General features: G+C 45.1%; 24 protein-coding genes and 1 riboswitch. All 24 genes read left to right on the top strand.

Going from position 1 to position 24425, the window contains the following annotated elements:
* The first annotated feature begins 5 nt into the window (after window positions 1-5).
* The 24 genes from ABCM67_RS03000 (at window position 6) to ABCM67_RS03115 (ending at window position 24424) form a co-directional block, all read left to right on the top strand.
* On the top strand, window positions 6-800 hold the full coding sequence (locus ABCM67_RS03000) for a CPBP family intramembrane glutamic endopeptidase (RefSeq protein WP_256163518.1): 795 nt from the start codon (window positions 6-8) through the stop codon (window positions 798-800).
* A gap of 279 nt (window positions 801-1079) precedes the next feature.
* On the top strand, window positions 1080-1454 hold the full coding sequence (locus tag ABCM67_RS03005; RefSeq protein ID WP_015524662.1) for a GntR family transcriptional regulator: 375 nt from the start codon (window positions 1080-1082) through the stop codon (window positions 1452-1454).
* Window positions 1447-2349 (top strand): ABC transporter ATP-binding protein, encoded by a 903-nt coding sequence (locus ABCM67_RS03010; RefSeq protein ID WP_147603071.1) that lies wholly within the window; start codon window positions 1447-1449, stop codon window positions 2347-2349. Before ABCM67_RS03005 ends, ABCM67_RS03010 begins: the two co-directional genes overlap by 8 nt.
* A complete protein-coding gene (locus tag ABCM67_RS03015; protein ID WP_147603070.1) occupies window positions 2324-4507 on the top strand; it encodes a DUF6449 domain-containing protein in 2184 nt (727 codons plus the stop codon). Before ABCM67_RS03010 ends, ABCM67_RS03015 begins: the two co-directional genes overlap by 26 nt.
* Window positions 4507-5274, top strand: coding sequence for a pseudouridine synthase (locus ABCM67_RS03020; RefSeq protein ID WP_147603069.1), 768 nt, complete (start codon window positions 4507-4509; stop codon window positions 5272-5274). The genes ABCM67_RS03015 and ABCM67_RS03020 overlap by 1 nt, the downstream gene beginning before the upstream one ends.
* Window positions 5275-5453: 179 nt before the next feature.
* Window positions 5454-6197 carry a 30S ribosomal protein S2 gene (gene rpsB / locus ABCM67_RS03025; RefSeq protein WP_044960678.1) on the top strand — a complete coding sequence of 248 codons (744 nt, stop codon included), beginning with the start codon at window positions 5454-5456 and terminating at the stop codon, window positions 6195-6197.
* Between the two features lie 36 nt (window positions 6198-6233).
* The gene (tsf, locus tag ABCM67_RS03030) at window positions 6234-7172 is read left to right on the top strand and encodes a translation elongation factor Ts (protein ID WP_021650399.1); all 939 of its coding nucleotides are present in this window, start codon (window positions 6234-6236) and stop codon (window positions 7170-7172) included.
* A 183-nt stretch (window positions 7173-7355) separates the two neighbouring features.
* Entirely contained in the window at window positions 7356-8123 is a 768-nt protein-coding gene (locus ABCM67_RS03035; protein WP_147603068.1) for a zinc ribbon domain-containing protein, read from the top strand.
* 119 nt (window positions 8124-8242) lie between these two features.
* Window positions 8243-8357, top strand: a riboswitch (FMN riboswitch).
* 275 nt (window positions 8358-8632) lie between these two features.
* Entirely contained in the window at window positions 8633-9760 is a 1128-nt protein-coding gene (gene ribD / locus ABCM67_RS03040; RefSeq protein ID WP_110102469.1) for a bifunctional diaminohydroxyphosphoribosylaminopyrimidine deaminase/5-amino-6-(5-phosphoribosylamino)uracil reductase RibD, read from the top strand.
* A complete protein-coding gene (gene ribE, locus ABCM67_RS03045) occupies window positions 9742-10395 on the top strand; it encodes a riboflavin synthase (RefSeq protein ID WP_004844978.1) in 654 nt (217 codons plus the stop codon). Before ribD ends, ribE (ABCM67_RS03045) begins: the two co-directional genes overlap by 19 nt.
* 18 nt (window positions 10396-10413) lie before the next feature.
* Window positions 10414-11631 (top strand): bifunctional 3,4-dihydroxy-2-butanone-4-phosphate synthase/GTP cyclohydrolase II, encoded by a 1218-nt coding sequence (locus ABCM67_RS03050; RefSeq protein WP_015524672.1) that lies wholly within the window; start codon window positions 10414-10416, stop codon window positions 11629-11631.
* Between the two features lie 29 nt (window positions 11632-11660).
* Window positions 11661-12134: a 6,7-dimethyl-8-ribityllumazine synthase gene (ribE, locus tag ABCM67_RS03055; protein ID WP_006427673.1), complete on the top strand. Its 474-nt coding sequence runs from the start codon at window positions 11661-11663 to the stop codon at window positions 12132-12134.
* A gap of 15 nt (window positions 12135-12149) precedes the next feature.
* On the top strand, window positions 12150-12800 hold the full coding sequence (locus ABCM67_RS03060; RefSeq protein ID WP_147603067.1) for an HAD family hydrolase: 651 nt from the start codon (window positions 12150-12152) through the stop codon (window positions 12798-12800).
* 104 nt (window positions 12801-12904) lie between these two features.
* A complete protein-coding gene (locus ABCM67_RS03065; protein WP_147603066.1) occupies window positions 12905-13984 on the top strand; it encodes a glycosyltransferase in 1080 nt (359 codons plus the stop codon).
* A gap of 122 nt (window positions 13985-14106) precedes the next feature.
* Complete coding sequence (locus ABCM67_RS03070) at window positions 14107-14658, top strand: collagen-like protein (protein WP_342992488.1); 552 nt, start codon at window positions 14107-14109, stop codon at window positions 14656-14658.
* A 126-nt stretch (window positions 14659-14784) separates the two neighbouring features.
* Window positions 14785-16167, top strand: a complete 1383-nt coding sequence (locus tag ABCM67_RS03075; protein WP_342992489.1) for an MATE family efflux transporter — start codon at window positions 14785-14787, stop codon at window positions 16165-16167.
* A 139-nt stretch (window positions 16168-16306) separates the two neighbouring features.
* Complete coding sequence (gene fliB, locus ABCM67_RS03080; protein ID WP_059086870.1) at window positions 16307-17443, top strand: flagellin lysine-N-methylase; 1137 nt, start codon at window positions 16307-16309, stop codon at window positions 17441-17443.
* 139 nt (window positions 17444-17582) lie between these two features.
* Window positions 17583-18065 carry a 3-isopropylmalate dehydratase small subunit 2 gene (gene leuD, locus ABCM67_RS03085; RefSeq protein ID WP_022426042.1) on the top strand — a complete coding sequence of 161 codons (483 nt, stop codon included), beginning with the start codon at window positions 17583-17585 and terminating at the stop codon, window positions 18063-18065.
* Window positions 18066-18068: 3 nt separating this feature from the next.
* Complete coding sequence (locus ABCM67_RS03090) at window positions 18069-19319, top strand: aconitase/3-isopropylmalate dehydratase large subunit family protein (protein ID WP_138277378.1); 1251 nt, start codon at window positions 18069-18071, stop codon at window positions 19317-19319.
* Between the two features lie 135 nt (window positions 19320-19454).
* A complete protein-coding gene (locus tag ABCM67_RS03095; protein ID WP_015524680.1) occupies window positions 19455-19946 on the top strand; it encodes a 3-isopropylmalate dehydratase small subunit in 492 nt (163 codons plus the stop codon).
* 21 nt (window positions 19947-19967) lie between these two features.
* Window positions 19968-21212, top strand: a complete 1245-nt coding sequence (locus tag ABCM67_RS03100; protein WP_147603062.1) for a 3-isopropylmalate dehydratase large subunit — start codon at window positions 19968-19970, stop codon at window positions 21210-21212.
* A 216-nt stretch (window positions 21213-21428) separates the two neighbouring features.
* Window positions 21429-22868 carry a L,D-transpeptidase family protein gene (locus tag ABCM67_RS03105; RefSeq protein WP_147603061.1) on the top strand — a complete coding sequence of 480 codons (1440 nt, stop codon included), beginning with the start codon at window positions 21429-21431 and terminating at the stop codon, window positions 22866-22868.
* 375 nt (window positions 22869-23243) lie between these two features.
* Window positions 23244-24038, top strand: coding sequence for a CoB--CoM heterodisulfide reductase iron-sulfur subunit B family protein (locus tag ABCM67_RS03110; RefSeq protein ID WP_044962411.1), 795 nt, complete (start codon window positions 23244-23246; stop codon window positions 24036-24038).
* On the top strand, window positions 24035-24424 hold the full coding sequence (locus ABCM67_RS03115) for a 4Fe-4S dicluster domain-containing protein (protein WP_118063559.1): 390 nt from the start codon (window positions 24035-24037) through the stop codon (window positions 24422-24424). The genes ABCM67_RS03110 and ABCM67_RS03115 overlap by 4 nt, the downstream gene beginning before the upstream one ends.
* Window position 24425 lies beyond the last annotated feature (1 nt).

Genomic DNA, 24425 nt, shown 5'->3' on the forward strand with positions numbered 1-24425 from the left:
AAATAGTGTGGAGGGAGCTTTATCCGGCAGGAATCCATTATCTTATCGGACAGATCCTCGGAAGTGCCGTGCTTCTCTGGCTGGCAGGGCATGTCGGCAACGCACAGGAAAGATACTATAGTTATACGCTGGTGATCACCGGACTTACCGGAGTGCTGGTTATGTTTCCAGCAGTATATTTTTATCGGAAGGATCGTATAGGAAGGCTGATCGGCGGTTTGACTTCCGTTGAGGAACAAAGGCTATCTATTCCTGAAATGTTGCTTCTTCTTGCTGCTGGAGCCGGATTTGCCCAATATGCCAATGTGCTGGTGGCAATCCTGCAGAACTGGATCTCATCCAGCTATGGAGAGACGATGACGAAGATCACATCAGGAAAGAGTTTATTTATGATGATCTTCTGGATGGGGATCATAGCGCCTGTTGCAGAAGAAATGATCTTTCGCTGGCTGATCTATCTGCGACTTCGGGATCACTTTTCTGTACTGTTTTCCGCTGTGATCTCTGCGGCGTTTTTCGGAATTTATCACGGAAATGTCCTGCAGGCTGTGTATGCGTTTGTTCTGGGAGGGATTTTTGCGTGGTTTCTGGAGATGGGTGGTAATAAGTGGACCAGTGTGCTGATGCACATCGGAGCCAATACCTGGATACTTATTTTCAGTGAATATGCCCAGACTCTGGTGGAAAAAGCCGGAGCAGGAAGCCTTCTGATGATCTATGGTGTTTTTGCGGCAGCGATGATCGGAGGATATCAGTATTTTGCACGCCGGGGAGAAAAACGTGGCTACCGGGCTGTCTGATCCAATGTGGAACACGAATGTCTGCCTGCTACTGGATCAGGCAGAGTGATAGATGAATATTTGCTTTACAGAGAATCTGTAGTGGAATCATAGTATAAGGATGCCATTACAGATTTTTTTATAAAAATATGCCGGAATCTTTTGCTGCCGGTAAATTTATATAGATTTTATATTTATTTAAGAGACCATTTCTTGCGTACCTTTGTATCATGTGCTATCATAAGTGTATTAAAAGAATTAATACACTTAATACACAGATTACAGAGAAAGGAGCGTCGTATGTTATTCTTGGACTATCAGGACAGACGTCCCATTTACGAGCAGATCGTAGAGAAATTCCGGATGCTGATCCTGTCAGGAGCTGTGGAGCCATCTTCCAAGATGCCGTCTGTGCGGCAGCTGGCCGTGGAATTATCCATCAATCCCAATACCATCCAGCGGGCATATATGGAACTGGAGCAGCAGGGGCTGATCTGTCCGGTGAAGGGAAAAGGTAGTTTTGTCACAGACAGCAGCAGGATCAGGCAGATCGGTATGGAAGAAACCTTAAGTGAGCTGAAAAAGATCACAGAAAAGGGAATGGCTCTGGGAGTAGGGGAGGAAGAAATGATCGGTGTGATCCGCTTATGCTATAAGGAGGGAAACAATGATTGAGATAAAAAACTGCAGCAAAGCTTTTGGTAAGATACAGGCAGTAAATAAGGTTACCATGGATATCGGGGAACGGGAGGTTTTTGGACTGATCGGCTCCAACGGTGCGGGAAAAAGTACTCTGCTCCGTATCATGGCCGGGATCATCCGTCAGGACAGAGGAGAGGTGCTGATGGATGAAGAACCGGTTTTTGAAAATGAAAAGATCAAAGAGCATTTTTTCTACATCCCGGACGATGCATATATTCCGGCAAATTACAATGCTCTGGACATGGCAGAATTTTACCGTTGTATTTATCCGGGATTTCAGCAGGCGCGTTTTGAGACAATGATGAAGCAGTTTCATCTGGATGGAAAACGAAAAATCAGCACTTTTTCCAAGGGAATGAAGAAACAGCTTCTGGTGATCCTGGGAATCAGTACAGGAACGAAATATCTGTTTTGTGATGAAACCTTTGATGGCCTGGACCCGGTAATGCGCCAGGCAGTAAAAAGTATTTTTGCATCGGAGATCATGAGTCGTGAATTTACGCCGGTGATCGCTTCCCACAATCTTCGTGAGCTGGAAGATATCTGCGATCACATCGGGCTTCTTCATCAGGGAGGAATTCTCCTTTCCAGAGATCTGGAGGATATGAAATTCCACATCCATAAGATCCAGTGTGTACTTACTGACAAAAAGAAAGAAGAAGAATTAAAGAAAGAGCTGGATATTTTAAAAACAGAGCATCAGGGCTCCCTGCTGCTTATTACTGCAAGGGGAACAAGAAGAGAGATCATGGAGAAGATACAGGCAAAAAATCCTCTTTTCTGCGAAGTGCTCCCACTGACTCTGGAAGAAATATTTATCAGCGAAACGGAGGTGGCAGGCTATGAAGTCAAAAATTTATTCCAGTGAGTATATGAAATCCTCTTCTAAAGGACAAAGATGGATCCCGGCATTTGCCATGATCGCATTTCTCCTTGCATTTCCGGTAGCGGAACTTATTCTGATGGGAAAATGGAATGAGCGCAGTTATACTCAGAGTCAGCTTTCCTATCTGTATTCCAGCCTGTGGAGCAGTGACTTTCTCACAATGGGAGCAGCTGTGGCTGCGGTAACCGCATTTTTTGCAGCAGTAAGCGGCTTCTGGTATCTGTATTCCCCGAGAAAAGTGGATTTCTATCACAGCCTTCCGGTAAAGCGAAGTGCACTGTTTCTGCACAGAGTATTGTTGGCTGTTCTTTATTATCTGGTGCCATATGTGATCATGGAATTTGCTGCGGTATGCATCGGGGCAGCCAGAGGATATTACAGCCTTTCCATTATGAAAAAGGCACTGATCCTGCTGGTGCTCCATCTCCTGATGTATCTTCTGGTGTATTTTTCCACAGTGCTGGTGATCGCCTGCACCGGTACCATGTTGATGGGAGCACTTGCATGGGCAGGGCTGTTTACCTACAGTATCGTTCTGGCAGTGATGCTGCAGTTAAGCGGACATTTATTTTTTGATACCTGGTACGAGGGCAGTTACGGAATTCTGGCAGCAGTGCGGAATCTGGGATCTCCTCTTATGGTGATCGTAAGCTTTATAGATAGATACAGCAGCGGAAGCTTTGGAAAGCAGTTGCTGATACTGATCCTTACGCTGTTTATCATGGCAGCACTTTCCTGGATGGCATTTTGTAGACGAAGGTCAGAGAATACCGGAAAAGCTCTGGTATATACCTGGATGGAGCCGGTCTTAAGTGCCCTGATCACAATACCATCCGGACTGGGGATCGGTCTGATCTTTTATATGATTCCGGAAGATTCATCCAAAACAGCATGGTGGATCTTCGGAATGATACTGGGAACGATCCTGGTCCATGGAATTCTGGAAGTGATCTATGAAATGGATTTTCGCAGATTTTTCCGCAGAAAAGTGCAGCTTATGATCCTTGGAGGTGTTGTGGCAATCTGTGCGCTGACCATGAAAATGGATCTTCTGGGATATGACAGTTATTTTCCGGCTTATGACAATCTTCAGGGAGTTGTGATAAATGTAAGCAATCTTTCATATACAGAGCAGCTTTGCAATGTGGAAAAAAAAGAAAACGGAATCTATAAGATCCGGTATACTGCCACCTCAGACAATAGTTCCGGTCTGCTGGATCAGCCGGTGATGAAAAGTAAAGCATTATATAACAGTCTGAAGGATATCAGGCTTCAGAATGAAAAAGGAAAAAAATCAGGAAGGCGCATGTATGTGCGCTATATAAATAAACAGGGATTCAGTGTATGCAGAGGCTATATTGTATCCTCTGCACAGGCACAGAATCTTATGGAAGCCCTGTATGATGAGCAGACATGGAAAGAAGACAGATATTCATTTTTTCAGCTGGACAAACAGTATCTGAAAGAGGTCACCGGTATTTTCTGTGACGGAGATATTCAAACATTATTTGAGAAAAATGCAGAGAAGCGTCAGGCGCTGGCAGAGGCGTTGAGAAAGGACATTCTGGAAAACGGCGGTCAGACAGTAAAAGATCAGCCATGTGCAATGCTGATGTTCGATTATGCGGGAATTCCGTCAGAAGGCTACATGGATGAATGGGGAATGAATGTACCGGCTGTTCAGGAAGGAGAGAGTGTGTCTACCTCCGTTCTGGTGTATCCGGCATATAAGAGAACACTTGCAATTTTGGAAGAAACAGGATATCCTCTTTCTATGGATGAGCTGTCTGTTGAGTATATTGATGTTTATTACTTCAGCTCCGAAGCTGCCGGCGAAGATGATGAAGCTTTTTCCGACACTGAGCCTATTTCGGATCTTGAAGAAACAGATAACGGTTATAAAGTCCGTTACGATAAAAAGGAACAGCTGGAAGCCCTGAAAAAATGTATCCGTCCATCACAGCTGGTAAACGGATGGACTATCTGGAATGCAGATGCCACAATGGAAGTGGTTCTGGAAGGACAAGAGAGCACCGGCGGGGATTCCGGACTTTATATGACATTTGTCGGTGAGATCCCGGATTTTATCAGAGCAGATGCAAAGGCAGCCCATGTAACAGAATGGGAGGTAAATGATTAATGGAAAAACCAGTCCGGTTAGATAAATTTCTGGCAGATGCCGGCGCAGGTACAAGAAGCGAGGTAAAAAAATATATACAGAAGGGTCAGGTGCAGGTTAACGGGAAATCTGTGAAGAAACCGGAGCTGAAGGTAACAGAAGAAGATCAGGTGGTTATGAACGGGCAGGAGATCCATGCTGCACCGGAATATGTATATTATCTTTTTAATAAGCCGGCAGGCTGTGTCAGCGCAACGGAGGACTCCAGAGATAAAACGGTTCTCGACTACATTGAAGAGAAAGACAGAAGAAAGGGCCTTTTTCCGGTGGGACGCTTGGATAAAGATACAGAAGGCTTTCTTCTGATCACAGATGACGGTCCTCTGGCACACGAGCTTCTTTCTCCGAAAAAGCATGTGGATAAGACCTACTATGCAAAAGTATCCGGGAAAGTGACAGAAGAAGATGTCGTGAAGCTGGCAGAAGGCGTGGATATCGGGGAAAAAGATCTCACACGACCGGCAAGGCTGGAGATCCTTTCTACCTGGGAGTTCGGTACAGAATCTGCAGAAGCCGGTAAGAACTGGGAATCTGAGATCCGACTTACCATCCACGAGGGAAAATTCCATCAGGTAAAACGGATGATGGAGGCACTGGGAAAAAAAGTAACTTATTTGAAAAGACTATCCATGGGGCCGCTGGCGCTTCCTTCAGATCTTCCGACAGGAAAATATCGTTCTCTCACCGAAAAAGAGCTGGAGCTTCTGAAGTCTGCCGGAAACCGCTGAAAAACAGAAAAAAATTGGAAAAATCCCCTTTACATAAGGGGATTTTCTATGCTATAATTCAGAAGTTGCAAAAATAAGCACGCACGGCGATTCTATAAGGATGGTGCCCTACGGTGTGAGGATGGGTCCAGAGAGAAGGCGACCTGTGCGGAAGAATTTAACCAAAAAGGAGAAAAGACATGAGCGTTATTTCAATGAAGCAGCTTTTAGAGGCAGGTGTTCATTTCGGACATCAGACAAGAAGATGGAACCCTAAAATGGCTCCGTACATCTACACAGAGAGAAATGGTATCTATATCATCGATCTTCAGCAGTCTGTAGGAATGGTTGACGATGCTTACAATGCAGTAGCAGATATCGTTGCCAACGGTGGACACATCCTTTTCGTAGGAACTAAGAAACAGGCTCAGGATGCTATCCGTACAGAGGCAGAGCGTTGTGGAGAGTTCTTCGTAAATGAGAGATGGCTTGGTGGTATGCTTACAAACTTCAAGACAATCCAGAGCCGTATTGCAAGACTGAAAGAGATCGAGACAATGGAAGCTGACGGAACATTCGACGTACTTCCTAAGAAAGAAGTTATCGAGCTTCGCAAAGAGCTTGTTAAGCTTCAGAAGAACCTTGGCGGAATCAAAGAGATGAAGAGAATCCCGGATGCTATCTTTATCGTAGATCCTAAGAAAGAGAGAATCTGCGTACAGGAGGCTCATACACTTGGAATCCCGCTTATCGGTATCTGCGATACTAACTGTGATCCGGAAGAGCTTGACTATGTGATCCCGGGAAATGACGATGCTATCCGTGCAGTAAAACTCATCGTTTCCAAGATGGCTGACGCTGTTATCGAGGCTAAGCAGGGAACTGCTGAGGCAGATGGCGAGATCGAGGCTGAGTCTGAGGAGTTTGCAGCTACAGAGGAATAATTCGTATAAACAGAATATTTCAGGAGGAAACGAACAATGGCTATTACAGCAGCACAGGTAAAAGAGTTAAGAGAGATGACCGGCGCCGGAATGATGGATTGTAAGAAAGCTCTTACATCTACAGATGGTGATATGGATAAAGCAGTTGAGTTCCTGCGTGAGAAGGGTCTTGCTACAGCACAGAAGAAAGCAAGCCGTATCGCAGCAGAGGGTCTTTGCAAAACTCTGGTAACAGAGGATGGAAAGAAAGCAGTCGTTGTTGAGGTTAATGCTGAGACAGACTTCGTTGCAAAGAATGAGAAATTCCAGGGCTATGTTGCAGATGTTGCAGCACAGGCACTTAACACAACAGCAGCTGATATCGATGCTTTCCTTGCTGAGGCATGGGCACTTGATACAACTAAGACTGTAAAAGAGGCTCTTGCAGCTCAGATCGCAGTAATCGGCGAGAACATGAACATCCGTAGATTTGCTCAGGTTGAGGAACAGAACGGATTCATCGCTTCCTACACTCATATGGGTGGAAAGATCGGCGTTCTTGTAGACGTTGAGACAGATGTTGTTAACGATGCTGTTAAAGAGATGGCTAAGAACGTAGCTATGCAGATCGCAGCTCTGAAACCGCAGTACACAAGCGACAAGGAAGTAAGCGCTGACTATATCGAGCATGAGAAAGAGATCCTTATGGCTCAGATTCAGAACGACCCGAAGGAGTCCCAGAAACCGGCTAAGGTTATCGAGGGAATGATCACAGGACGTATCAAGAAAGAGCTCAAAGAGATCTGCCTTCTTGACCAGACATACGTAAAAGCAGAGGACGGAAAACAGTCCGTTGCTAAATACGTAGAGCAGGTAGCAAAAGAGAACGGCGCTAAGATCCAGATCAAAGGCTTCGTTCGCTACGAGACAGGCGATGGTCTTGAGAAAAAAGAAGAGAACTTCGCTGAGGAAGTTGCAAAGCAGATGGGTAAATAATCTGATATCTGCAGATCTTTAATAAGATCCATAAAACCCTTGAAAATCCAGTATTTTCAAGGGTTTTTCTTATATTATCCACTTCATATACTACATTATAAAATATGGATAGACTATAGTAACAGGAAGTTGCTTTTCAGAACATGGATCTATCTTTATAATAGGATAATGGAGGTGACGGCTATGGAAACAAAAAATGTAATCTTAAAACTTAGAACGGAAAGAGGAATGTCACAAGACGAGCTGGCAGATAAAATCATGGTAACAAGGCAGGCAGTATCACGTTGGGAAAATGGAGATACCGTTCCGAATACTGATACACTTAAGCTCTTATCGAGAGAATTTGATGTCTCGATCAATACGCTTTTGGGAGAACCGAGAAAGCTGATCTGTCAGTGCTGCGGGATGCCAATTGATGATGATTCCATATTGGGACGTGATAAGGATGGCGCATTAAATGAGGAGTATTGTAAATGGTGCTATGCAGATGGAACATATACATATAATGATATGGATGAATTGATTGATGTTTGTGTAAAGAATATGGTAAATGAAAGCTTTACCGAAGAACAGGCACGCACTTATCTGAAAGAAATGCTTCCAAAGTTAGATTACTGGAAAAGGTATGATGAACTTAGTGACAATGGGCAGTTTGAAGAGTTTAAAAAGCAATTGATAAATGAAATAAATGATTTACATATAGATGGACTTCCAAAGGTAGACAGACTGAATGCACTTGTAGGTAAATATGTAAATCTGGAATATGCACTACCAAATGGACAAAAAGTGAAATTTCTGGATGACCAGAAAACTTATCTGGGAAATCAAATGGAATCTGAATTCGGAGGGGACAGATACTTCGGTATTCTGGCAAATATGGATTTTATTATGATATGTACATATGAGAAAGACGGTGAAAATCCTGAATTGGTTATATACAAAAAAAGATGAGTATAGTATGCGGATTAGTGATTAGTTTCGTTACCGTTCACTGATAATATTCCGCATGGAATGAGTAAAATAAAAATTCCGCTTTACAAATAACAGATAAAGTATTAAAATAAACAAAAAGATATCTTCAGGGCAGGGTGTGATTCCCTACCGGCGGTAGAGCCCGCGAGCCGAAAGGCATGATCCGGTGAGATTCCGGGGCCGACAGTACAGTCTGGATGGAAGAAGATGATAGTACAGTTGATTTTTGTATGAATGAATGTAGTATCAGAGCTCTGAGATGGTGATCCATTTCAGAGCTTTTTATGTAGGAAATAATCAGACATTCATTTATCGATCATATGTAACAGATCAATTCCACCCTGCAGATATTTCTGCAGGCTTTTTTTGTATCTGGTATATCGTTTTCGAAATAACTATACCATTCACTTGTCGGTGAATCCGATTGCACAGGGTTAAAAGTCTCGGTGTACCAGACAAAGAACAGGAATAAGAAAGAAGGAATAAAAATGACGGATCAGGAATATATGCTTCGGGCGATCCAGCTGGCCAAAAAAGGAGAAGGCTGGACGAATCCCAATCCGATGGTAGGGGCAGTGATCGTAAAAGACGGAAGGATCATTGGGGAAGGCTATCATAAAAAGTATGGAGAACTTCATGCGGAACGTAATGCAATTGCTTCCCTCACAGAATCAGCAGAAGGTGCGGTGATTTATGTTACGCTGGAGCCTTGCTGTCATCATGGAAAAACACCTCCATGTACGGAAGCGATCATTGAACAGAAGATCAGAAAAGTGGTGATCGGTTCCCGGGATCCGAATCCGAAAGTGGCAGGAAAAGGTGTACAGATGTTAAGGGAAGCCGGTGTAACAGTAGTTGAAGATTTTATGAGAGAAGAATGTGATCAGCTGAATCCGGTGTTTTTCCATTATATTACTACGAAAACCCCATACGTGGTGATGAAGTATGCCATGACACTGGATGGGAAGATTGCAACGAAGACAGGAGCATCAAAATGGATCACCGGAGAAGCGGCAAGAAAAGAAGTACAGCATATGCGGCATCAGTACATGGGGATCATGGCAGGTATTGGAACTGTGCTTGCAGATGATCCGATGTTAAACGTCCGGGTAGAAGGCTGGAAAAGTCCTGTCAGGATTGTGTGCGACAGTAAGCTCAGGATCCCGCCGGACAGTCAGATCGTAAAAAGTGCGGAAAAGTACCGGACGATCGTGGCTTATGCAGATCAGAAAAATACAGAAGAAAAAATAAAAATATTACATACTATGGGAGTTGAGACCATTTACTGTCCGGATGAAAAGGATCAGATAGACCTTAAAAAGTTGATGACAGATCTTGGAAACAGGGGTATTGACAGCATCCTCCTGGAGGGAGGCGGTACGTTAAATGACAGTGCCCTGCGAGCCGGAATTGTAAAGGAAGTACAGGCTTTTGTGGCACCAAAGCTGTTTGGTGGTGTGGCCGGGAAGACACCGGTAGAAGGTATCGGAGTTGAATTCCCGTCTGAAGCAGTAGAATTGAAATATACAGATATCTGCCAGATTGGTGAGGACATCCGGATAAGATGTCAGGTGTGTGAGAAAAAACAGGAGGAATCATGTTTACAGGAATCGTAGAAGAGAAAGGAAAAGTCCGTTATATACAGCTGACAGGAGAATCAGGGATCCTGGCAGTGAAAGCCAGGAAAGTCCTGGAAGGGACAAGGATCGGTGACAGTATTGCTGTGAATGGTGTGTGTCTGACAGTTACGTCGATCCAGCCGGACGGATTTACTGCCGATGTGATGGCAGAGACGATCAGAAGAAGCAGTCTTGGCAGTTGTAAAGCTGGAAGCCAGGTAAACCTGGAACGTGCAATGGCTGCAGATGGTAGGTTCGGGGGACACATAGTAAGCGGCCATATTGATGGGACTGGAGTGATACGTTCCATGCTCCGGGAAGAAAATGCCATCTGGGTATCAATTGAGACATCGCCACAGATCTTGCATCTGATCGTGGAAAAAGGATCCGTTTGTATTGATGGGATCAGCCTGACAGTTGCAAGGGTTGATGAAGCTGGTTTTCAGGTGTCGGTCATTCCACATACAGGAGAAGAAACCACCCTTTTGGAAAAGGTGCCGGGGGATCTGGTTAATCTGGAAAATGATGTGATCGGAAAATATGTAGAAAAATTGCTTGGCATCAGAAAAAATGAAGAAGAGAAAAAAGAATCCGGAATTACGATGGAGTTTCTTGAAGAATTCGGGTTTTAGAACAGGAGGATATACACTATGTCACAAAATTATCAGTACAACACAATTGAAGAGGCACTTAGGGATCTTAAGGAAGGAAAAATAATTCTGGTCACAGATGATCCGGACAGAGAAAATGAGGGAGATCTGATATGTGCGGCAGAGTTTGCAACCCGGGAAAATATTAATTTCATGGCGACTTATGCAAAGGGTCTTATCTGTACACCGATGAGTGCAGAAATTGCGGCGAGATTGAACTTTCCGCCGATGGTTGCTGAGAACACGGACAATCACAGTACAGCATTTACCGTGGCAGTGGATCACGCAGATACAACCACTGGTATCTCTGCGGCAGAACGCTCCTATACCATTATGAAGTGTGTGGATGATCAGTCAAAACCGGAGGATTTCAGAAGACCGGGACATGTATTTCCGCTTATTTCCAGAAAAGGCGGGGTTCTGGTACGAAATGGCCATACGGAGGCAACAACAGATCTTATGAGACTTGCCGGACTGAAAGAATGCGGCGTGTGCTGTGAAGTTATGAAAGAAGATGGCACTATGATGCGTACATCACAGCTATGGGAAATGGCAAAAGAGCATAACCTTACATTTATTACGATCCGTGATCTGCAGGATTATATAAGAATACATGAAAAGCATGTAAAGGAGGAAGCAGCTGCAAACCTCCCAACGCAGTACGGTGATTTTAAAATGTATGGCTATATCAATGACATTACAGGAGAGCATCATCTGGCACTGGTAAAAGGTGATCTAGGAGATGGTGAGGATGTGCTTTGCCGTGTACATTCGGAGTGCCTGACAGGAGATGCATTCGGATCGCTCAGATGTGACTGCGGCCTGCAGCTGCAGACAGCGATGCGCCAGGTAGAGGCGGAAGGCAGAGGGATCATTCTGTATATGAGACAGGAAGGCAGAGGGATCGGACTGATCAATAAGATCAAAGCCTATGCGCTTCAGGAACAGGGATATGATACCGTGGAGGCTAATGTGAAGTTAGGGTTTGCACCGGATCTCAGAGAGTACTGGGTTGGGGCACAGATACTGTCAGACCTTGGTGTGAAATCATTAAGATTACTGACCAATAACCCGGATAAAGTCTATGGGCTTGGCGAATTCGGGTTGAAGATCAATGAGAGAGTACCATTGGAGATTCCGGTACAAAAGTATGACCGGAAGTATATGAAGACGAAGCAGGAAAAGATGGGTCATATTTTTAAAGAAATAAATTTATAAAAAACAGCAAATAGCAGGAGGAAGAAAAAATGAGACAGATCAATTTAGTAGAAGGAAAAGTAGTAGCACCGGAGGGAATGAAGGTTGGTATCGTGGCAGCGAGATTCAATGAGATCATTGTGAATAAATTATTGGGAGGGGCAGTCGACGGACTGGTAAGACATGGAGTAGAAGAAGAGAATATTACTGCAGCATGGGTGCCGGGAGCATTTGAGATTCCGCTTACAGCACAGAAAATGGCACAGTCAGGAAAATATGATGCAGTTATCTGCGTGGGAGCTGTCATTCGTGGAGATACTTCACATTATGATCTGGTGTGCAATGAATCTGCCAAGGGGATCGCACAGGTTGAACTTGCAACAGGGATCCCGGTCTTATTCGGAGTGATCACGACTGAGAATATCGAGCAGGCTATTGCGCGTGCAGGAAGCAAAGCGGGAAATAAAGGCTATGACTGTGCGTTATCTGCGATCGAGATGGTCAATCTGATGAAGCAGCTCTAATAGATAGGGAAATAAATGATGACAAAAACAATCATATTCGATTATGATGGAACGATCCATCATACCATTGGAATCTATGAACCGGCATTTCGTGAAACCTATCAGTGGCTGACAGAACAGAAGGCTGCAGAAGAACGGGAGATAGGCTCGGCGGAAATTGCCGGCTGGCTGGGATTTAACAGTAAGGAGATGTGGAATACATTTTTGCCGGAGCTGGATCAGAGCTATAAAGAGCAGGCGAGCAGGATGGTAGGAGAACTGATGGTCAGACAGATCAGGAAGCATAAGGCAGTGTGGTATCCGGGAGCAGAGGAGATGCTTACAGCCCTGAAGAACCGGGGATATCATCTTGTGATCTTAAGTAACTGTAAAGCTTCCTATCGTGAGGCGCACTGGAAGGAATTTGGGATAGAACGATGGTTCGATCATTTTTATGACTGCGAATCGTATGGATTCCGTCCAAAGACAGAAATTGTGCAGGAAATCATCCGGGAATATACAGGCCCTTATCTGGTGGTCGGAGACAGGAGGCAGGATCTGGAATGTGCCAGAGCCTGCAAAAGCCCATTTATAGGATGCCTATATGGATATGGTGAGAGCGGGGAGCTGAACGGGGCAGATCATCTTGCAGAACATATAGAGGAAATACCACAGTTGGTGATATGAGGATGAGTTCAGCTTTATCCGAAAGCAGAAGCTGTACACTGACAGAAGGCATAGGACTGACGGGAACGGCATAAATATTATAAAAATCCGAAGGATCCTAAAATATGATTTCCCTCAGTCTATGTATGATCGTAAAAAATGAAGAAGCAGTTCTTGAGAGGATCTTGAAGCCGGTTTCTCAGGTGATGGATGCGATCCTGATCGCAGATACCGGTTCTTCAGACAGAACAAAAGAGATCGCGGAGCAGTATACGTCGCAGGTGTTTGATTTTCCCTGGTGTGATGATTTTTCTGCTCCGCGTAATTTTCTTCTGGAAAAAGTCCGCACCGATTACTGGATGTGGCTGGATGCGGATGATGTCCTGGATGAAGAAAATCTGGAAAAACTGAAGAGTCTTAAAGAAACTCTGAATCCCGGAACAGATGTTGTAATGATGGAATATGCGGCAGGGTTTGACCAGAGCGGGAGAACAACATTTTCATATTTTCGGGAGCGGATAATGAAAACATCCAGAAATTTCAGATGGAATGGGGCAGTTCATGAAACTGTGATTCCGGAGGGAAATATCATTTATTCAGATGTGGTGATCCGGCACCGGAAATGTGGAAAAGGTGATCCGGACCGTAATCTTCGCATTTATGAAAAAATGCTGGCAGGAGGAGAAACGCTGGAACCCAGACATCAGCTTTATTATGGGAGAGAACTGTATTATCATCAGCGTTATCCGGAGACAGAGGCTGTGTTGGTGGAGTTCCTGAAAAATCCGTCCGGATGGCTGGAAAATAAGATCGATGCCTGTTTTGTACTTGGACAGTGCTACCGGAAAATGGGAGAAAAAAAGTACGCACTGGAAGCTTTTCTGTACAGTCTGACTATGGATGTGCCGAGGGCGGAAATCTGCTGTGAGGTCGGTAAGATCTTTCTGGAAAGAGAGCTGCCCAGACAGGCTGCCTACTGGTACGGGCAGGCGCTCACTGTGCCTTCAGATAAGAAAAAGGGTGGATTTTTTATGGCTGAGTATCATGGGGTTGTGCCATATATGCAGCTTTGCGTTTGTTATGATAAAATGGGATGCCCGGAGCAGGCATTCTTTTTTCATAAGAAAGCGATGGAACTGAAGCCGGAAGATCCGGGAGTATTGTATGACCAGAAATATTTCCGGGAAAAATATGGTCTGTCATAAAATGAAAGACATATTTATTATATTTTCCTGGCAGGGTACAGGCTTGCGGGAATCCTATGCACAGGTAAAAGCTGTTGTCATATACTGTAGGGAAAGTTATTTTCCTATGAGGTGATCGCAGAATGCTGTTCAGGCATCGAAAACGTAAGGAAATGGAAATGCAGCAGGACAGTCATGAGGATTTGTCCTGTATGTCCTGTTATGGGAATCATAGTTCCTGTGGATGTGACAGATGTGGAACAAGAGGCTGCCCAGGCCCTGTGGGACCTACAGGACCAACCGGTCCCAGAGGCTGTCCGGGAGTTCCGGGTCCTATGGGTCCTCAGGGACCGCAGGGGGAACCGGGAATACAGGGATATACGGGAGCCACGGGTCCGGCTGGAGCCACTGGTCCAGCGGGAGTCATCGGTCCGACGGGAGCAACAGGAGCCACCGGTCCGGCAGGAGTAACAGGTCCGACGGGAGCAACGGGAGCCACGGGTCCAGCGGGAGCAATGGGAGCGACAGGAGCAACAGGAGCCACTGGTCCTGCAGGAGCAGCCGGAGCCACCGGCCCTGCCGGAACGGTAACCCCGGCAGCTGCTGTTGGAAATGCAACAACAGTAGATGATATTGTGGAGGATTTTAATGCACTTCTTGCAAACCTTCGTGATGCAGGACTCCTGGAAAGATAGTGAAATGATAAACACACGTTACTGTGCGGCTGCGTATTTTATGCAGCCGCTGCATATTCTCCATAAAAATATTTCATTGTAGCTTTCCGACGAAAGGTGCTATAATATTCTTATGTAAGTATGAACATGGGGGATGAAATCGTGAAAAAAAACAAGTATGAGATCGATATGTGTAATGGGTCGATCATGGACAAGCTGATCTCGTTTTCACTGCCGCTGATGCTGTCCGGTATCCTGCAGCTGATGTTCAATGCAGTGGATATCGTGGTAGTGGGACGTTTCAGCGGAAGTGAGGCGCTGGCGGCAGTAGGCTCCACTACCGCACTGATCAATGTGTTTACCAACCTTTTTATCGGGATCTCTCTTGGTGCCAATGTGCTGGCAGCCAGATTTTATGCTACCGGTAAGGATGAAGAAATGTCAGAAACAGTACATACATCGATCCTGCTGGCTCTGATCAGCGGGATCATCATGGCAGTTCTGGGAGTGATCTTTGCCAGGATCTGCCTGGAACTGATGGATACACCGGACGATGTGATCGATCTTTCTACTCTTTATATGCGTATTTATTTCCTGGGAATGCCGTTTTTTATGCTGTATAACTATGGTGCGGCGATCCTGCGTGCTGTGGGAGATACCAAGCGGCCGCTGGTCTTTCTGATCATTTCCGGCTGTGCCAATGCGCTTTTGAATCTGTTTTTCGTGATCGTGTGTCATTTAAGCGTGGCCGGTGTGGGAATCGGAACGGTGATCTCTCAGCTGATCTCCTGCATTCTTGTCCTTCGGTGTCTGTATCAGACAGAGGGAAGCTATCAGCTGCGTTTTTCAAAACTGTCCATAAAGGGAGAGTACCTGAAGCAGATCTTCCAGGTGGGACTGCCTGCCGGGATCCAGAGTACAGTGATCAATTTTTCCAATGTACTTCTTCAGTCTTCTGTAAACTCCTTTGGTTCCATTGCTATGGCAGGATATACAGCAGCCAATAATATTTTTGGATTTCTGTATGTGTCCGTGAATTCGGTTACCCAGGCCTGCATGAGCTTTACCAGTCAGAATTATGGTGTGCGAAAACCGAAACGTATGGACCGGGTGCTTGTTGACTGTATGATCCTGTCCTTTGTCGTATCCTTTGCCATGGGCTGTGGTGCATACTTTTTCGGTCCGCAGCTTCTGAAGATCTATACGGAAGACCCTAAGGTTATCCAATGCGGAATGGAGATTCTTGTCTATACCACAGTTACCTATTTCCTTTGCGGACAGATGGATCTGTTTCCGGGAGCACTGCGCGGAATGGGACGCTCTGGTGTGCCGATGATCCTGTCTATTATCGGAACGGTCGGCCTTCGAATTGTGTGGATTTTCGGAATTTTCCCGGCTCACAGATCACTGAAAGTACTGTTTATTTCTTATCCGGCATCCTGGATCCTTACGATCATCATGCAGGTGACCTGTTTCTGGTTTGTAAGGCGGAAAGTTCACAGGCAGCTTCTGGGAGAGACTGCAGAATAAAAACGAATACACAGAATATCAGAAAAAGCGGATAGAATTCCGCTTTTCTGTGTTTACGGGGAAAATAAAACAGGTCAACTCATGTCCATTTTGCAAACAGGAGACATTGGAGCTGGAAAATAAAGAATATGGAGGAAACATGGAATTATTAAAACCTGATTATTACGACGAATTTACCTGTATTGCAGACAAATGCACCATCAGCTGCTGCAGGGAATGGAAGATCAACATAGATGATGAAACCTACAGAAACTGGAAAACCATCCAGCCGCCGTCAGAGGTGCCCGGACACAGAAGCTGCCTGCAGGCCTATACCATGAAAAAGGACGGCAGCCGGATCATGAAGATGACGGAAGAGCACGACTGTCCTTTTCTTGCAAAGAACAGACTGTGCTATCTGGTAAGTGCTTATGGGGATTCGATGCTTTCAGAGACCTGCCAGATTTTTCCAAGGGAGATCCATGAATTTCAGGATCATAAGGAAGCGACCATGATGCCCTGTTGCCCGGCTGTCCTGGACATCTGGAAGGAGAAGAAAAGAATCGCTTTTCCGGAAACTCCAAAAGAAAAGGAACAGCCGCTTTTTCTTGTGCGCCGGAAGGTTATGGATCTTATAATGGATCCTGAAAAAACACCGGAGGAAATCCTTCTTGAAAGTTTTTATGTTCTGAAGGAACTTCACTGGAACATGCCGCTTACCACAGAGCTTGTGGAAGATTATTTTTCAGAGAAAACGATTCGCCAACTGGAACATGCTATTAATGAAATAGAGCTGCCTGTTCTGGATACCATGGACGAATGCAATGAACTTTTGCAGGACCTGGCTGTAAATTACCGGAAAGAGGGACTTTACCGGAAATATCTGGAGCCGGTGATGGAACTTGCGGAGGAATTGTCCGAAGAATATGAGGAAGAGGAACTGGTGGAAGCCCGGGAGGATTTTTATCGGAAATTTCGTGTATATGAAGACCTTCTCCGGAGCTTTCTTGCCAACGAAGTATATTCAGATCTTCTGACACCGGAGGGAGATTTGGAAGATGCCCTGGTCCATATGCAGTGGATCGGTATGGAATATGCCACCATCCGCCAGGCTGTTTTTCTTCGGTGGCAGAAAGATGGACGGGGATCTCTTCCCTACGAAACACTCCGGGATTATATGGTAGTGATCTCCAGAATGACCGGATATGAGGAAGACGATATCCGGGAATATCTTGAGAACAGTTTTGAAGAGCTTCTGTGGGAGTGGGGATATTTTGCGCTGATCACAGGGAAATGACTTTATAACTTAAAGTTATATTAAGTATTAAAAATATACATTTTAATTATATGACGTTTTGTGTTAGAATATAGGACGAAAAGGGTAACAGAGGAATGTTAACCCGGAAATGGATAACGATCAGAAAGGAACTTGTTTTATGGATAAGGGAACAATTTTTAAATTTCATAATGACCTTGATACCGATCAGATCATTGCATCCCAGTATCTGCTTCTGCCGAATCTGGATGAAATGAAGGGACACACATTTGAATCACTGGATCCGGATTTTTCCAAAAAGGTTAAACCGGGAGATTTTGTAGTTGGAGGAGAGAACTTTGGATGCGGATCCTCCAGAGAGCAGGCACCGGGTGTTCTTAAGGCACTTGGAGTAAAGGCAGTTATTGCGAAATCTTTTGCCCGTATTTTTTTCCGCAATGCCATTAATATCGGACTTCCGGCAATTGTCTGTAAGGATCTTCCGGATGCTGTGAAGACAGGAGATACCTTGGAGCTTCATATGTCCGAGGGAACTGCTGTTGCCAATGGTAAGACTTATTCCTGCACAAAACTGCCGGAATACATGCAGAATATACTGAATCAGGGCGGCCTTATCGCTTCTCTGAACCGTGAGGAGGAATAAGAGATGGGAATGACGATCGCAGAAAAAATCATCGCGGCAGCGGCTGGAGTGGACAGTGTAAAACCCGGAGATATCTATACAGTTTCACTGGATCATCTGATGAGTAATGACGGAACCACACATCTGACTGTTGATATGTACAACAATAAATTAAAAAATCCTCATATTGCAGATACAAAGAAGCTGGTATTTATCGTAGACCATAACGTACCGTCTGACAGCCCGAAAACAGCGGCATCCCAGAAAAAGATGAGAGATTTTGCAAGAGAAAATAATATTGATTTCTGGGAAGGAAAGGGTGTCTGCCACCAGATCATGATCGAGAATTATGTCCGTCCGGGACAGTTGATCTTCGGTGCTGACAGCCATACCTGTTCCTACGGAGCACTTGGTGCTTTCGGTACCGGTGTAGGATGTACAGATTTCCTTTACGGAATGGTAACCGGAACTTCCTGGGTCATGGTTCCGGAAACCGTAAAATTTAACCTGACAGGGAAGCTTCCTGAGGGTGTTTACGCAAGAGATCTGATCCTTACCATTATCGGTGAGATCGGGGCAAACGGCTGCAACTATCAGGCAATGGAGTTTACCGGTGAGGGCGCCAGAACCTTAAGCATCAGCGACCGTATGGCACTTTGCAACATGGCTGTTGAGGCCGGTGCGAAGACAGGAATCTTTGAGGCTGATGATAAAGCTCTGGAATATTTGAAAGAGCATGGACGTGAGCCAAAAGCGGTATATCACAGCGATCCGGATGCTGTTTACGCAAGAGAGTATACCTTTGATCTTTCAAAAGTCCGTCCGGTTGTAGCGAAGCCAGACTTTGTTGACAATGTGGTTCCGGCTGAGGAGACCTGCGGCATCAAGATCAACGAAGCGTTCCTTGGCTCCTGCAATAACGGCCGTATTGAAGATCTCCGTGTAGGCGCAGAGGTGATCAAAGGCAAAAAAGTTGCAGAGGGAGTTCGTTTCCTGGTTGTTCCTGCAAGCCAGACCATCTATCGTCAGGCATTAAAGGAGGGGCTTATCGATATCTTCATGGAAGCAGGGGCTATTGTTATGAACCCGAACTGCAGTGTATGCTGGGGAAGCTGCCAGGGTGTTATCGGCGAGAATGAGGTTCTGATCAGCACAGGAACCCGTAATTTCAAGGGACGTGCAGGGCATCCGAGCTCCAAGGTTTACCTGGGATCTGCGGCAACAGTTACTGCATCTGCCGTTGCAGGTGAGATCGCAACTGCTGACAGAGTATAAGAGTTTTAGAAAAGATTTAAATAATATATTCAGAAATTATCAGAGGATGATCCGTTTCGGCGTGGGTTCTTATAACAGGGCAGACAGAAAACATTTGCCTGATGATACGGAACGGAATAAACAGGAGATATACATATGGAAGCATTTACAGGAAAAGTGTGGGTACTTGGTGACGATATTGATACGGATATCATTATCCCGACGGAGTACCTTGCACTGAAAACCATTGACGATATGAAACAATACGGATTCAGTCCCCTTCGTCCGGAGCTGGCCGGACAGATCCAAAAGGGCGACATTATTGTAGCAGGAAAGAACTTCGGATGCGGATCCTCCAGAGAGCAGGCACCGGAGATCATCAAGGCACTGGGTGTGCAGTGTGTCATTGCGAAATCTTTTGCCCGGATCTTTTTCCGCAACTCCATTAACAACGGCCTTCTTCTTATTGAGCAGCCGGATCTTCATGACAATGTAAAAGAGGGAGATCAGGTTACGGTAGTAATGAATGAGCATGTAGAGCACAATGGAAAACAGTACCCGATCGCTTCTCTTCCAGAGAATCTGATGGATATCATCCAGGCTGGCGGACTGGTAAAAGCCATGCGTAAGCTGAACGGCCTGGACTAAAAAACGGAGAGGAGAGAAATAATGGGCGAGACGATCATTGAAAAAATTATCAGACATAATACAGGTAAGGCAGTAAAGCCTGGTGATATCGTGACGGTCAATGTGGACAGAGTGATGATCCATGATATCTTTATTCCGTTTGTAGCGGAAAAATTTGAGGAGATGGGCTTTCAGAAGCTGTGGGATCCGGACAAGGTTGTTCTGATCTATGACCATCTTGTACCGGCAAGTCAGCAGGATGATACCAGACATTTCCATGTGGGAGATGCTTTTGCAGCTAAATATGGCATGAAAAACGTACACAGAAGTGACGGTATCTGTCATCAGCTTATGACTGAGGCAGGTTATGTTAAACCCGGTAATATTGTATTTGGCACAGACAGCCATACCACGACTTATGGATGTGTCGGTGCGTTTTCTTCCGGCATCGGTTACACAGAGATGGCCAGCATCCTGGGAACAGGAACCATGTGGATCAAGGTTCCGGAAACCATAAAGGTTGTGATCGACGGAGAACTTCCGGAGAATGTCATGTCCAAGGATATTATCCTCCGCCTGATCGGTGACCTTCGTGCAGATGGAGCTACTTACCGTGCTTTAGAATTTTCCGGAAGCACCATTGAAAATATGTCTGTGGCAAGCCGTATGACTATGGCGAATATGGCAATTGAGGCCGGTGCGAAATGTGCACTTTTCACACCGGATGAGAAGACAGCTGCTTACTGCAACGTAGAGCTTGATGATTATCAGAAGAGTCTTGTGGGAGATGAGGATGCTGTCTACATGAAGACCATAACTTATAAAGCAGAGGATTTTGTGCCGGTAATGGCATGTCCGTCTCAGGTGGACAAGATCCGTGATGTCAGTGAGCTTCAGGGTGAGACCATCGACCAGGTATTCATCGGTTCCTGTACCAACGGACGTCTGGAGGATCTTATGGCGGCAGCAGAGGTGCTGAAGGGCAAAAAGGTTGCAGACTTTGTAAAGCTGATCGTGACTCCTGCCAGCCGCAAAATTTACCGTCAGGCTATTGAGCTTGGCATTCTGGATACTCTTGCGGAAGCAGGGGCTATCATTACACATCCGGGCTGCGGACTTTGCTGCGGAAGAACCGGCGGAATCCTGACAGACGGGGAGAAGGTTGTGGCAACCAACAACCGTAATTTCCTGGGACGTATGGGAACTTCCAAGGTTCAGATCTATCTGGCATCTCCGAAAACTGCAGCAGCCTGTGCGATCGCAGGTAAGATCGTAATGCCGGAATAAGCAGCAGAAGATCCGTTCGGAAATACTGCTGACAGAAACATAAAAAAGAAACGTATGAAAGGACAGATTTTCGCGAGGAGTGGCAGTCTGTCTTTTTTTACCGGATCAGAAGGATCCGGGATAAGTCATTTTTACAGAAAATGGGATTTATTGTATTATAATAACAGCCAGTGTGACAACATAACATATATTACATAAGACTCGAGGGATAAGGGTATGGAGAAAAGATCAACCATCAGTAAAAAGACACTGAAGATCATACTTGGGATCTGCATTGGCGTAACAATCCTGGCAGTGGCAGGGTTATTTGTCTATACATACTTGGCAGATCACAATACGCTGGGACGGAAGATTTCCATATGGGGAGTGGATGTTTCCGGACTGGATGCAAAGCAGGCAGAAGAAAAGATCACTGCGGAATTTGCAGATCGTCCGGTATCCTTTCAGGAAAATGATCAGGAAGTTTACAGTACTACTTTGAAAGAGCTGGGCTACAGTCTCAATGAAGAAGCCCTTCTGAGTAAGCTTACAGAAATTCAGAAACAGCGGGAAGAGAGCCGGAAGCTTTTTCCAAAGGAAGAAAATATAGAACCGGAATGTCAGATCGAGGAAGATGAGGAGCAGGAAAAGCAGGCTCTCGATCTTTCAAATTTCGGTACGGAAGAAAGAAAAGCTTCTGTTGATGCAGCCATTCAGTACGATAAGGAGAAAAAAGAATTCACCCTTGTGAAACAGGTACAGGGGACGGAAATCGATCCGGATAAGCTGGAGACTACCGTGGACACAAATCTGAACGCAGCATTTGATACGGCTCTGCTTGGGGATACCATCACAGTACCGATCAACAAGCATGTGTATGTAAGCCCGACGGTCACTGTAACAGAGGATATGAAAAATAAGATTACAGACCTGAACAGCCAGCTGAAGAAATACCGCAGCAGTACAGTAACTTATACATTCGGAAGTGAAACGGCTGTTCTGGATTCCGATACGATCACATCCTGGCTGAAGGCTGAGGGGGAGACGCTGACTTTAGATGAAGAAGCCATTAAAGCCTACATCAGTGAGCTTGCCAACAAATACAATACCATTTATGTTCCCCGCACCTTTCATACATCTGCGGGAACGGATGTGACCATTGAGGGAAATGAGTACGGATACCGGATCGATCAGGACGGAGAATATGCGCAGCTTCTGGAAGACCTGAAAAGTGGTACTGCTGTAACAAGAGAGCCTGTTTACAGCAAAAAAGGATACCAGAGAAACGGAACAGACGATCTGGCAGGCAGTTACATAGAGGTCAGTCTGGATGCACAGCATTTGTGGCTGTATAAGGACGGAAGCCTTGTGACGGAAACAGATATTGTCAGTGGTAAGCCGGTGAAGGGGCGTGAAACATATCGTGGTGCATGGCCGATCGCATACAAAGCAAGTCCCTATAATCTGTCAAGCTCTGAGTATGGATACAACGTAAAGGTTAATTACTGGATGCCTTTTGTCTACGGGCAGGGACTTCATGATGCATCCTGGCAGTCATCCTTTGGCGGGAACCGTTATAAAACCAACGGAAGCCACGGCTGCATCAATCTGCCTAAGGATCAGGCAGCACTGATCTATAACACCATTGATGCAGGTTATCCGATCATTATTTACTGATAGGAGCAAAAAAGCTTCGGAGAGATCCGGAGCTTTTTTTATGCCCGAAAATGAAAATTATCATGGAAGCAGGATCGTAAATGATAAGGTTTTTCAAAAGTACGTTAAAAAAAACACAAAAAAATATCGAAAAAGCCTTGTCGAAACAGAAATAACGTGATATGATGATTTCGGAAATCGAGCTAATACACTTCTTAATTGCGGAGGAAGAGTGTTTTTCTCTTTTATTTGGGTGCAAATTGATAAAAAAACTCAAATAAGTGTTAGTTGAGATTTCATTTTTTTATTCATGTATCGTTAAAAAAAAGACAATATATGAACAAGAATATCTACTATAAACGTCAGATTTTAGACTAAGAAAGGATAATGAAAGGTATGAAGTACAGTTATTATCCGGGTTGCACCCTGAGAACAAAGGCCAAAGATCTGGATGAGTATGCCAGAGCCAGTGCCACAGCCCTTGGGTTTGAGCTTGAGGAGATCGAGGACTGGCAGTGTTGTGGTGGTGTTTATCCGCTTGGCACAGACGAGATCGCCACAAAGCTTTCTTCCGTCCGTGCGTTAAACCAGGCAAAAGAAAAAGGCCAGGATCTGGTGACGATCTGTTCAGCCTGTCATCATGTGATCAAGCGTGTCAATGATGATATGAAAAATGTGGAAGATATCCGGACCAGAGCCAACAATTATATGCAGTTGGAAGCTCCCTATGAAGGAGAGACAACCGTTCTCCATTATCTGGAGGTTCTCCGGGACAGAGTCGGTTTTGATAAACTGAAAGAAAAAGTAGTAAATCCTTTTACCGGAAAGAAGATCGGAGCCTATTACGGATGTCTGCTTCTGAGACCTGGAAAGATCATGGCATTTGATGATCCGGAAAATCCAAGGATCATGGAGGATTTTATCCGTGCCCTTGGCGCTGAGCCTGTGATCTATCCTTACAGAAATGAATGCTGTGGAGGATATATATCCTTGAAAGAAAAAGAAATGTCACAGAATATGTGTGAAAAGATTGAAGAAAGCGCAGCCGGATTTGGCGCAGATATGCTGATCACTGCTTGTCCACTGTGCAAATATAATCTGAATAAAAATGCCGGAAACAGACTGCCGGTTTACTATTTTACAGAGCTTCTGGCAGAAGCCCTTGGCGTCAAAGAGGAGGTGGCAAAATGAGAGATAACCATTCTGCTGCGGAAAAAATAAAGGAGATCAGTGGAACCAATCCTTTAAAATGCATGAAATGCGGCAAATGTTCCGCAACCTGCCCTTCTTTTGACGAGATGGATATCAAACCTCATCAGTTTGTATCCTATGTGATCAATGAAAATATCGAAGCACTTGTAAATTCAGCATCCCTTTGGAAATGCCTTTCCTGTTTTGCCTGTGTGGAGCGCTGTCCGAGAGACGTAAAACCCGGAAAGATCATTGACGGGGCAAGACAGCTTGTTGTCCGGGAAAAAGGTGGCAACTATCTTTCACCAGATGAGATCCCGGAACTTCTTGATCCGGATCTTCCTCAGCAGCTGCTGGTAAGTGCATTCAGAAGATACAGGAGGTGAG

Origin of the sequence: Blautia sp. 2227st1_G12_2227SCRN_220401 (genome assembly GCF_039062885.1) — a bacterium.
GTDB lineage: Bacteria > Bacillota > Clostridia > Lachnospirales > Lachnospiraceae > Blautia_A > Blautia_A fusiformis.